At 64.0% G+C, this 11,712-nt stretch carries 10 protein-coding genes; all 10 read left to right on the top strand.

All coding sequences use genetic code 11. The features are described 5' to 3' along the window. The first annotated feature begins 28 nt into the window (after window positions 1–28). Window positions 29–1,333: a DUF3426 domain-containing protein gene (locus BM382_RS22745; RefSeq protein WP_053148860.1), complete on the top strand. Its 1,305-nt coding sequence runs from the start codon at window positions 29–31 to the stop codon at window positions 1,331–1,333. Window positions 1,334–1,528: 195 nt separating this feature from the next. Beyond that, window positions 1,529–2,542 carry a tRNA dihydrouridine synthase DusB gene (gene dusB, locus BM382_RS22740; protein WP_011059037.1) on the top strand — a complete coding sequence of 338 codons (1,014 nt, stop codon included), beginning with the start codon at window positions 1,529–1,531 and terminating at the stop codon, window positions 2,540–2,542. Then, window positions 2,539–2,859: a DNA-binding transcriptional regulator Fis gene (gene fis, locus BM382_RS22735; RefSeq protein WP_003186237.1), complete on the top strand. Its 321-nt coding sequence runs from the start codon at window positions 2,539–2,541 to the stop codon at window positions 2,857–2,859. Before dusB ends, fis begins: the two co-directional genes overlap by 4 nt. Window positions 2,860–2,941: 82 nt before the next feature. Then, window positions 2,942–4,549 (top strand): bifunctional phosphoribosylaminoimidazolecarboxamide formyltransferase/IMP cyclohydrolase, encoded by a 1,608-nt coding sequence (gene purH, locus BM382_RS22730; RefSeq protein ID WP_011059036.1) that lies wholly within the window; start codon window positions 2,942–2,944, stop codon window positions 4,547–4,549. A 188-nt stretch (window positions 4,550–4,737) separates the two neighbouring features. Beyond that, window positions 4,738–6,027: a phosphoribosylamine--glycine ligase gene (gene purD / locus BM382_RS22725; RefSeq protein ID WP_011059035.1), complete on the top strand. Its 1,290-nt coding sequence runs from the start codon at window positions 4,738–4,740 to the stop codon at window positions 6,025–6,027. A 98-nt stretch (window positions 6,028–6,125) separates the two neighbouring features. Beyond that, the gene (locus BM382_RS22720; RefSeq protein ID WP_072443983.1) at window positions 6,126–8,912 is read left to right on the top strand and encodes a hybrid sensor histidine kinase/response regulator; all 2,787 of its coding nucleotides are present in this window, start codon (window positions 6,126–6,128) and stop codon (window positions 8,910–8,912) included. Between the two features lie 64 nt (window positions 8,913–8,976). Then, on the top strand, window positions 8,977–9,573 hold the full coding sequence (locus tag BM382_RS22715; RefSeq protein ID WP_011059033.1) for a MarC family protein: 597 nt from the start codon (window positions 8,977–8,979) through the stop codon (window positions 9,571–9,573). A 38-nt stretch (window positions 9,574–9,611) separates the two neighbouring features. Continuing rightward, window positions 9,612–10,520 (top strand): hypothetical protein, encoded by a 909-nt coding sequence (locus BM382_RS22710; protein ID WP_072443981.1) that lies wholly within the window; start codon window positions 9,612–9,614, stop codon window positions 10,518–10,520. 3 nt (window positions 10,521–10,523) lie between these two features. Then, window positions 10,524–11,201 (top strand): hypothetical protein, encoded by a 678-nt coding sequence (locus tag BM382_RS22705; RefSeq protein ID WP_011059031.1) that lies wholly within the window; start codon window positions 10,524–10,526, stop codon window positions 11,199–11,201. Between the two features lie 33 nt (window positions 11,202–11,234). Next, window positions 11,235–11,687, top strand: coding sequence for a hypothetical protein (locus tag BM382_RS22700; protein ID WP_072443979.1), 453 nt, complete (start codon window positions 11,235–11,237; stop codon window positions 11,685–11,687). The last annotated feature ends 25 nt before the right edge of the window (window positions 11,688–11,712 follow it).

The following is an 11,712-nucleotide window of genomic DNA, read 5'->3' as shown; positions in this document are numbered from 1 at the left end:
TGGCCGCCTGCATAATCCGGATGGCCGCATGACCGACAGTTTCGTCACCCAGTGCCCGCATTGCCAAACCCGCTTCCGCGTCAGCCACGCCCAGTTGAGCGTGGCCCGTGGAGTGGTTCGCTGTGGCTCCTGCCTGCAGGTGTTCAACGCCGCACGGCAGTTGCTCGAGCAGCGCGCGGCCAAGGAAGCTGCCACCTCGAAAGCCGCTGCCAAACCCGTAGCGCCACCGGCTGCTCCCGCAGCGACCGTGGCGCCGGCACCGGCGGCACCCGAGCCGGATCTGCCCCCCCCCGCGGCCCCTGCCGCTCCTCAGCGCGCCATCAGCCAGAAGCAATGGTCGGCCGCCGAGATGGACCTGGATCACCTGGACCTCGATGAGGAACTGGCCAAGCTCGAACAGCGTGAAATCCAGCCAGCCAAGGCCTTTGGCCAGGAACGCGAGCACAAGGAAGGCAGCCTCAGCGCCCGGCGCGACACCCAGGACGCCGACGAGGCGCACTGGCCGGACGGACTGTTCGGCAGCGCCGCCGAACGGGACGACAGCGAGCCTTCGCCCCCCAAGGTGCAACCGGACGACGCCGAACCCAGCGCCGAACCACCCAAGCCCAGCCGCACCGAACCGTCGCTGTCGTTCAACCTCGCGGACCTGGACGACGAACCCCAGGCGCCCAGGTTGCGCCTGGACGATGACCTGGAACCTCACTCGCCTGCCAACCCGGACGACCAGGACGACGAGCCCGCCGTCTCCGGCAAGAAGCGCCGCGAGCGCAACGAGCCCGGGGTCAAGGAAGAGGTGCTGCTGGACCTGGTGGACGACCCGCTCCACCTCGACTGGCAGAAGCGCCGCTCGCCCTGGGGCAAGCGCCTGCTCTGGCTGCTGCTGATCCTGCTGGCCGCCGGCGGCCTGGTGGGACAATACGTCGCCTATCACTTTGATGAGCTGGCCCGCCAGGACCAGTACCGCCCCTGGTTCCAGCAACTGTGCCCGGAATTCGGCTGCACGGTACCTTCCCGGGTCGACATCGCCCGGATCAAGAGCAGCAACCTGGTGGTACGCAGCCATCCGGAATTCAGCGGCGCCCTGGTGGTGGACGCCATCATCTATAACCGCGCGCCCTTCTCCCAACCCTTCCCGCTGCTTGAGCTGCGCTTCGCCGACCTCAACGGCCACCTGATCGCCAGCCGCAGCTTCAAGCCCGGGGAATACCTGGGCGGTGACTTGCAGGATGCGGCGGAAATGCCGCCGCAGACCCCGATTCACATCGCCCTGGATATTCTTGACCCCGGTCCGAAAGCGGTGAACTACAGTCTGAGTTTCCACTCGCCTGAGTGAATCGGCTGCACAAGTTCACGGACGACTCTGGATTAACGACAGTTTTATGACTGTTTCGCCTGGATTGCTCCCAGGACGTTACAGAAGAACTGTTCAGATTTTATCCAATTCAGCCTTTATCCGGTCATCGAGAGCGGGTATCATGCCAACCCTTTTTCGAACTCTCATGATCCGGCCCCACAACAGGGAAGTCCTATGTCGGCGGTACGCATCGGCCCATATACAGTGCACAACGGTTTGATTCTCGCCCCGATGGCGGGGGTTACAGACCAGCCCTTTCGTCAGCTTTGCAAGCAATTGGGCGCGGGCCTTGTAGTCTCGGAAATGGTCACCAGCGACATGAGCTTGTGGAACAGCCGCAAATCGCGGTTGCGCATGATCCACGAAGGCGATCCCGAGCCCCGCTCGGTGCAGATTGCCGGGGGTGATGCACAGATGCTGGCAGACGCCGCCCGCGCCAACGTCGAGTTGGGCGCACAGATTATTGATATCAACATGGGTTGCCCGGCCAAGAAGGTCTGCAACAAGGCCGCCGGCTCCGCGTTGCTGAAGGACGAAGCCCTGGTCAACGAGATTCTCCAGGCAGTAGTGGCCGCTGTGGATGTACCGGTCACCCTGAAGATCCGCACCGGCTGGGACCGGGAGAACAAGAACGGCCTGACGGTGGCGAAGATCGCCGAGCAGGCCGGCATCACGGCACTGGCGGTCCATGGTCGGACCCGGGCCGACCTGTACACCGGTGAAGCCGAGTACGACACCATTGCCGCGATCAAGCAGGCGGTGTCGATCCCGGTCTTTGCCAATGGCGATATCGACTCGCCGGAAAAGGCCCGGCGGGTGTTGCACGCCACCGGCGCCGACGGGCTGTTGATCGGCCGGGCCGCCCAGGGGCGGCCATGGATTTTTCGTGAGATCGAACACTTCCTCAGTACCGGTGAAACCCTCCCGGCACCGGAGCTGTTCGAGGTGGAACGTATTCTGCTAGAGCACCTGGCCGCGCTGCATGCCTTCTATGGAGATGTCATGGGCGTACGCATTGCGCGCAAGCATGTGGGCTGGTATCTCGCAACCCTGCCGGGCGCCAGGGAGTTTCGCGCCCACTTCAATCGTTTGGAAGATACGGAAGCACAATGCGCCAACGTTCGTGAGTTCTTTGCCGGACGTTACAAGAGCCTGGAAACAGGGGACGGAGAGGGGGTGGCCGCATGACGATGATGACCGAGACTTTAGTGAGTGGAACAACACCCGTGAGCGACAACGTGAATTTGAAACAGCACCTCAATACACCCAGCGAAGAAGGCCAGACCCTTCGCGGGAGTGTCGAGAAGGCGCTGCACAATTATTTCGCCCACCTTGAGGGCGCTGCCGTCACGGACGTGTACAACCTGGTGCTCTCCGAAGTCGAGGCTCCGTTGCTCGAAAGCGTGATGAACTACGTCAAGGGCAACCAGACCAAGGCCAGCGAACTCCTGGGTCTGAACCGCGGTACCCTGCGCAAGAAACTCAAGCAGTACGATTTGCTGTAAGCATTCAATCAAACCAGAAAGGCGCCCGCGTAAAAAACGGTCGCCTTTTTTGCTGACTCCTTTGCTTTTGATGGAAATTGAGATGACCGACCAGACTACCCGCCTGCCGATCCGCCGCGCCTTGATCAGTGTTTCCGACAAGACCGGGATCCTCGAATTCGCCAAGGAGCTGGAAGCCCTTGGTGTGGAGATCCTCTCCACCGGCGGGACCTTCAAACTGCTGCAGGACAACGGCGTGTCCGCAGTGGAAGTCGCGGATTACACCGGTTTCGCGGAAATGATGGATGGCCGGGTGAAGACCCTGCACCCGAAAATCCACGGCGGTATCCTCGGCCGTCGCGGCATTGACGACGCCATCATGAACGAGCACGGGATCAAGCCGATCGACCTGGTCGCGGTCAACCTCTACCCGTTCGAAGCCACCATCAACAAGCCAGGCTGCGACCTGCCGACCGCCATCGAGAACATCGACATCGGCGGCCCGACCATGGTCCGCTCGGCGGCCAAGAACCATAAGGACGTGGCCATCGTGGTCAATGCCAGCGACTACGCCGGCGTCCTGGAAAGCCTCAAGGCCGGTGGCCTGACTTACGCCCAGCGCTTCGACCTGATGCTCAAGGCCTTCGAACACACCGCTGCGTACGACGGCATGATCGCCAACTACATGGGCACCGTGAACCAGGCCGCCGAAACCCTCTCGACATCCGGCCGCAGCGAATTCCCGCGCACCTTCAACAGCCAGTTCATCAAGGCCCAGGAAATGCGCTACGGCGAGAACCCGCACCAGAGCGCGGCGTTCTACGTTGAGGCCAAGCCTGCTGAAGTCGGCATCGCCACCGCGACCCAACTGCAAGGCAAAGAGCTGTCCTACAACAACGTGGCCGACACCGACGCCGCGCTGGAATGCGTGAAGAGCTTCGTCAAGCCGGCCTGCGTCATCGTCAAGCACGCCAACCCGTGCGGCGTGGCGGTCAGCCCGGACGCTGAAGGCGGTATCCGCCAGGCGTACGAACTGGCCTACGCCACCGACACCGAATCGGCCTTCGGCGGCATCATCGCCTTCAACCGCGAGCTGGATGCAGCCACCGCCAAGGCCATCGTCGAGCGTCAGTTCGTCGAAGTGATCATTGCCCCGAGCGTCAGCGAAGAAGCCCGCGCCATTGTCGCTGCCAAGGCCAACGTGCGCCTGCTGGCCTGCGGCCAGTGGTCGGCTGAGCGCGCTGCGGCCTGGGATTACAAGCGCGTCAACGGCGGCCTGCTGGTGCAGAGCCGCGACATCGGCATGATCAGTGCCGATGACCTGAAAGTCGTGACCAAGCGCGCCCCGACCGAGCAAGAGATCAACGACCTGATCTTCGCCTGGAAAGTCGCCAAGTACGTCAAGTCCAACGCCATCGTCTACGCCAAGAACCGCCAGACCATCGGTGTCGGCGCCGGCCAGATGAGCCGCGTGAACTCCGCGCGAATCGCCGCCATCAAGGCCGAGCACGCCGGCTTGCAAGTCGCCGGTTCGGTCATGGCCTCCGATGCGTTCTTCCCGTTCCGCGACGGCCTGGACAACGCCGCCAAGGTCGGCATCACCGCAGTGATCCAGCCCGGCGGCTCGATGCGTGACAACGAAGTGATTGCCGCGGCCGACGAAGCGGGCATTGCCATGGTGTTCACCGGCATGCGCCACTTCCGTCACTGATACGACAACGGTCGCACTGACACCGGCATCTGCTGCGTTGGAGCCCACCTCGATGATGCTCATTGCCAACAGGCACTGCGCTCATCGAGGTGGGCTCCGCCTTGCATCTACCACTGTCATTGCAACCTCCTGAGGCGTCCAGCTCTTCAGGTTCCAAAACAGAATTAGCGTCATCCGAGGTTTTTGAAATGAATGTACTGATCATTGGTAGCGGCGGTCGTGAACACGCTCTGGCCTGGAAAGTCGCTCAGGACCCACGGGTTCAGAAAGTGTTCGTCGCCCCAGGCAACGCCGGCACCGCCATCGAGGCCAAGTGCGAGAACGTCGCCATCGACGTACTGGCCCTGGAGCAGCTTGCAGACTTTGCTCAGAAGAATGTGTCCCTGACCATCGTCGGCCCGGAAGTGCCGCTGGTGGCTGGCGTGGTCGACCTGTTCCGCTCCCGTGGCCTGGACTGTTTCGGCCCGACGGCCGGTGCTGCGCAGCTGGAAGGTTCGAAAGCCTTCACCAAGGATTTCCTCGCCCGCCACAAGATCCCTACTGCCGACTATCAGAACTTCACCGAGATCGAGCCGGCCCTGGCTTACCTGCGTGAAAAAGGCGCCCCGATCGTGATCAAGGCCGACGGCCTGGCCGCCGGCAAAGGCGTGATCGTGGCCATGACCCTGGCCGAAGCCGAGGAAGCGGTGCGCGACATGCTCGCCGGCAATGCCTTCGGCGACGCCGGTTCCCGCGTGGTGATCGAGGAGTTCCTCGACGGCGAGGAAGCCAGCTTCATCGTCATGGTCGACGGCAAGAACGTGCTGCCCATGGCCACCAGCCAGGACCACAAGCGCGTCGGCGACGGCGACACTGGCCCCAATACCGGTGGCATGGGCGCCTACTCCCCGGCACCGGTGGTCACTTCAGAAGTGCACCAGCGGGTGATGGATCTGGTGATCTGGCCCACCGTGCGCGGCATGGCCGAGGAAGGCAACGTCTACACCGGCTTCCTCTATGCCGGGCTGATGATCGACAAGGCCGGCAACCCGAAAGTCATCGAGTTCAACTGCCGCTTCGGCGACCCGGAAACCCAACCGGTGATGCTGCGCCTGCAATCGAGCCTGGTGCTGCTGGTGGAAGCCGCCCTGGCCCAGGCCCTGGACAAGGTCGAAGCGCAGTGGGACCCACGCCCGAGCCTGGGTATCGTTCTGGCGGCAGGCGGCTATCCTGGTGACTATGCCAAGGGCGCGGCCATCACTGGCCTGGACGCCGCGGCAGCACTGGAAGGCAAGGTGTTCCACGCCGGTACCGCACTCAAGGATGGCCAGGTCGTGACCTCCGGCGGCCGGGTACTGTGCGCTACCGCCATGGGTGACAGTGTCGACGCGGCTCAGCAACAGGCCTACCGCCTGGCGGCCGAGATCGACTGGCAGGGCTGCTTCTACCGTAAGGACATCGGCTACCGCGCCATTGCCCGCGAGCGCGGCCAGGAGTAAGGCTGTCGTTGACCCCGGCAAGGGCACACGCCCTTGCCGTGCGGTCATTACGCCGCGCATAGTTATAATCAGGCATCAACCAACGAAGGGATTTCGCCGTGCGCTGGCTCAGGATTGCCCTAGGCTTCACCGTCACCTTGCTGACCCTGCTCTGCTTGAACCCGGCCCTGGCCGCTCAAGGCAGTGGCTGGGCGGTTTTGCTCGACGAACAGGCCGACCTGCAGCTCAGTGACATCCGCTCCCCGCGCTACACCAACCAGTTCAGCCCGATCGAGCTGGACAAGCTCACCGCCGCCGAGCCCGATGGCGCCCTGTGGCTACGCTTCAAGCTGCAACCGGGAACCCATGAGCAGATCCTGCGGATCTTCGCCCCCGACCTGTCCCACCTGAACCTCTACGTGCTCGAAGGCGACAAGCTGATCGAGCAAGTGAACACCGGCTCCGGCCCGTCGCAGGCGCAAAAGCCCCTGCCCAGCAGCGACTTCATGCTGCCGCTGCCGCAAAGCGCCAAGCCACTGGACGTCTATGTACGCCTGGTGTCCGAACACGAACTGCGCCCCTTCATCACCCTGCAATCGGCGGTGATGGGCGCGGCCGACCAGAGCCAGACGCTGATCTACGGCCTGCTGTTCGGCTGCCTGGCGATGCTGATCCTGCACAACCTCACCCGCTTCGCCTACACCCGTTCGCGCAGCAGCCTGTGGCTGGCAGCCTGCGAAGGGCTGCTGACCCTCAGCCTGCTGATGCTGCTGAACCTGTTCGGGCCCTGGCTCCCGGCCTGGGAAGCCCTGCAGACGCCGGGGGCCTATATCGCCCTGCTGCTGACCGCGCCCTGCGGGATGATGTTCGCCTACCGCTTTTTCGCCCCCCTGGGCGCGCATCCGCTGAACCGCCTGCTGCTGGGCAACATCCTGCTGATCAGCCTGTTCGGCCTGTTGCTGCTGTTCGTCGATACCCTGCCGCTGAACATCATCACCTACGGCCTGGTGGCCCTGGCCGGCCTGAGCATGCTGTTCGTCGGTGGCTATCACTGGCACAAGGGTTATCGCCCGGCGCGCCTGTTCGTCGCCGCCATGGTGATCTTCAACCTCGGCACCCTGGTGATCCTGCCGGCCCTGCTGGGGCTGACCCTGGTGGCCCCGCAAGGCCTGATCGTCACCCTCTTGAGCGTGGTGTGCATCGCCGGGCTGCTGATGAGCATTGCCCTGGGCGAGCGCCAGCGCAACATCACCGAGAACCGCTTCAGCGTCAGCCGCGACCTGGCCGCCAGCACCGCCGAGGTCAATGCCAAGGCCGAGTTCCTGGCCAAGATAAGCCACGAGATCCGCACCCCGATGAACGGCGTGCTGGGCATGACCGAGCTGCTGCTGGGCACCCCGCTGTCGGTCAAGCAGCGCGATTACGTGCAGACCATCCACAGTGCCGGCAACGAGCTGCTGACCCTGATCAACGAGATCCTCGACATCTCCAAGCTGGAGTCCGGGCAGATCGAACTGGACGATGTGCAGTTCGACCTCAACGCCCTGATCGAAGACTGCCTGAGCATCTTCCGGGCCAAGGCCGAACAGCAGAACGTCGAGCTGATCAGTTTCATCCAGCCCCAGGTGCCACGGGTCATCAGCGGTGACCCGACACGCCTGCGCCAGGCCCTGCTGAGCCTGTTGGAAAATGCCCTGAAGAAGACCGATGAAGGCGAAGTGCTGATCGTCGTCGCCCTCGACGAGCGCAGCAGCAAACCGCGCCTGCGCATCGCCGTGCAGGACAGCGGCCAGCCGATGGAGGCCGAAGAGCGCGAAGCCCTGCTGCACACCGAGCTGCACAGCAAGAACTTCCTCGCCACCACCCGCCTGGGGGGCAACCTGGGGCTGGTGATCGCCCGTCAACTGATCCTGCTGATGCATGGCGAGTTCGGCATCAAGAGCGGCACCAACCAGGGCAGCACCCTGTGGCTGACCCTGCCCCTGGATGCCGAGCGCCTGGAACACCCGACCGCCGACCTCGACGGCCCCCTGCAGGGCGCGCGGGTACTGGTGGTGGACGACAACGACACCTGCCGCAAGGTGCTGGTACAGCAGTGCAGTGCCTGGGGCCTGAACGTCAGCGCCGTGCCATCGGGCAAGGAAGCCCTGGCCCTGCTACGCACCAAGGCGCACCTGCGGGACTACTTCGACGTGGTATTGCTGGACCAGAACATGCCCGGCATGACCGGCATGCAACTGGCGGCGAAGATCAAGGAAGACCCGAGCCTGAACCACGACATCCTGCTGATCATGCTCACCGGCATCAGCAATGCGCCGAGCAAGGTGATTGCACGCAATGCCGGGATCAAGCGCATCCTCGCCAAGCCAGTGGCCGGCTACACCCTCAAGACCACCCTGGCGGACGAACTCAATCAGCGCGACAAGGCCCCCGCCGCCCCCTACAACCAGCCGGCGCAAGCTGCCCAGGCCCCGGCGCCAGTCACCGTGCCCAGCGACTTCCGCATCCTGGTGGCCGAGGACAACAGCATTTCCACCAAGGTCATCCGCGGCATGCTCGGCAAGCTCAACCTGCAGCCTGATACCGCCAGCAACGGCGAGGAAGCCTTGCAGGCAATGAAAGCCAACCGCTACGACCTGGTACTGATGGACTGCGAAATGCCGGTGCTCGACGGCTTCTCCGCCACCCAGCAACTGCGCGCCTGGGAAGTCGGCAACCAGCGGGTGCGTACCCCGGTGGTGGCGCTCACCGCGCACATCCTCGCCGAGCACAAAGAGCGCGCGCGCCAGGCCGGCATGGATGGGCACATGGCAAAGCCCGTGGAGCTCTCGCAACTGCGGGAACTGGTGGAACACTGGGTGACCCAGCGCGACCTGCGCGAGCGCAGCACCGCGCACACCAGTTGAGCCGACAGGCTCTGCGGCGCCTGTTAAACTCTCGCTCGCCCTCCTTTAGTCGTGAGCTCCCACCATGCTCCACGTGCTGTTCAGCGTTTACCTGAAGATGCTGGTGCTCTACAGCCCCTTCTTCGTGCTCTCGTGCTTCATCAGCCTGACCCGCGGCTATTCGCTCAAGGAGCGCCGGCGCCTGGCCTGGAAAGTGGCCCTGGCGACCCTGGTCTCCAGCATCCTGCTGTACCTGTTCGGCCGGGTGATCTTCGGCGTGTTCGGCATCACCGTGGACGCCTTCCGCATCGGCGCCGGCAGTGTGCTGTTCATCTCTGCCCTGGGCATGGCCCAGGGCAAATCGGCGGTGCAGACCGACAACGTGCAGCAGGATGTGACCATAGTCCCGCTGACCATTCCCCTGACCGTGGGCCCGGGCACCATCGGCGCCCTGCTGGTGATGGGCGTCAGCCAGCCGCACTGGGACGACAAGCTCACCGCCATCCTCAGCATCGCCCTGGCCAGCCTCACCGTGGGGGTGGTGCTGTACCTGTCCAACCGCATCGAACGCATCCTCGGCGACCAGGGCTTGCAGATCGTCAGCCGGTTGATGGGGCTGTTCGTCTGCGCCCTGGCGGCGCAGATCATCTTCACCGGGGTCAGGGGCTACCTGGTCCCTTAGGGCCCCGGCCACCCTCCCATCAAGCGACAGGCAACGGAATGCAGACTCTTCAACGACCCACTGGCACGGGCCCCGTCGCCGCGCGCGCCCTGTGCCTTGCGCAGATCGGGCGCGGCCTGGCCTGCCTGCTGGCCGGGCTCCTGCTCATGCCCCTCCCGGCACTGGCTGGCGAATCGCCCCAGGCCAAGCTCGAGGCCTGGCTGAACAAGACCAGTGAATCCATTGAGCGCTTTGGCGACTTCAAGGTGTACCACCGTCGGGACGGCAGCAGCCCCCGGGAAATCACCTACAAGGGCCAGCTCTATCGGCCGCTGAACGCCTGGCAGATCACCGATGTAAAACCCACCGGGGCGACCCGGGGCGGGCAACCGGTACTGCTGGCCACCACCATCGAATGGATGGGCGTCGGCACGGTGCTGATCGCCGTGCAGAACGACACGCCCCTGGCCCGCATCCTCAGCCCGGTCAAGAGCAAGAGCGAACCCGACTGGGGCCAGCCGCAACCCGGACGCAGCGACCTGCTGCTGTTTCCCGAGGGCGCGCGGGCCCTGGTGCCCTCCACCGGGCAAGTGCTGTGGTTCGACGAGCGGCTGCCCGGCTGGGGGTTCTCCCACTACGCCATGCTGGTGTCGGTGTCGCCGGACAACAGCAGTGCTGCGTTCCTCGGCAAGGAAGGGCTGCTGCTCAGTTCGGCGGAACAGGGCGTGTATGCCCAGTTGCCGATCAGCAAGGAGCTGAACCTGAGCCAGCTCTGGCCCCTGTTCAACCAAGCCGGCGACCGCGCGCGAAAGGCCCTGGACGAAGGCCGGCGCATTGACCAGAGCCGCCTGCATCACGCCTTGCAGGTGGACTGGGTCGGCCGCCAGTTCAGCTGGCAGCAGGTGCAGGGAAGCTGGCAGCTCAAGGGGCTGGGCCTGAACTCCAGCCCGCTGAAGAAGGAGCATTGAGTGATGACCGTTCTACGTCCATGGCCCGCCCGACAGCTGCTGCAACTGACTACGGCCATGGTGCTGGCCGGTTGCGCCAGCCATGGCAGCGAGCAACCCAGCGATATACGCACCGAGCACGCCAAGGCCTCAGACGCGGTGCTGGAGCTTGAAGTCAGCTTCGCCAAAGCGCCGGACTACAAGCCTGAAACCCGCGGCCCCTATGCATCCAGCCAGTACGTGAAGATCGAGGGCGCACCGGCCCTGGAGATACCCTTCTACCAAAAAGGTATCGGCTTCGAACTGGGCGTGGTGGGTGACCCGCGGGCGCTGCTGGCCCTGCCCTACCCTTCGCCCAAGGCCGACTCATCGAGCAAGAACCTGCGGGTCATCGGCCAACGCCTGGACAGCACCCGCTACCGTTTTGTAGTGCTGCCGCTGTCGGGCTGGAACAGCCTCGACAGCTTCGAGGTGGCCTTCGCCCACAACGGCCGGCGCGAGGCCATGACCTTCACCTACAGCACGCAAGTGGCCTGCAACAGCAGCTTTGCGGTGACCACGCCGACCTACGGTTTCGCTATGTCGGTGGAGGCGCGCTTTCCCAAGGGCGTCCAGGGTTGCCTCAAGGCCTGTGATGCACGCCCCGAGTACGCCGGGCAATGCGCCTACAACTCCGGTTTTCGCCAGGTCTCGAACCTGTAGCCCCCCCCTTCCAGCAGGAGCAGGAACCACCCAATGCCCTACAGCGCCGATGCCGCTTTCATTCAGGAACAATGGCAGGCCGGGTGTTTCCCCCGGGAAAACACCCTGGTCCTCGGCAGCGGGTTCTACTGCCTGTTCGACCTGCCCTATGAACATCCCCGGCTGATCAACAACGTCTGGTTGCCGGCCCTGGACTATCCCCAACAGGATGAGCCTGACTTCGTCACCACCCTGGGCTTGTGCACCGACGGTCCACAGTCGTTCTATGCCCGGGGTGGGGAGACGGCAGGCTACGGCGGCGATGGCTTCCTGGCCTTGCAGGAAAAAGGCTCGGATGCACTGATCTGGCTGATTGCCCTGCGGGACACCAACCCCTTCAACCGAGTAGAGATCCAGGACCAGTACCTCCATGGCGAATCGACCTCCGGGGTCAGGGTACGAATACCCATTCAGCGCCCTGACCAATTGACCCTGACCTGGCCCTGAACCGCCCCCTCGAAAAGCCGAGCCC

Origin of the sequence: Pseudomonas sp. NFPP25 (genome assembly GCF_900116505.1) — a bacterium.
Lineage (GTDB): Bacteria > Pseudomonadota > Gammaproteobacteria > Pseudomonadales > Pseudomonadaceae > Aquipseudomonas > Aquipseudomonas protegens.
Note: the sequence above shows the minus strand (reverse complement) of the source record. Positions and strands in the feature narration are given on the sequence as shown.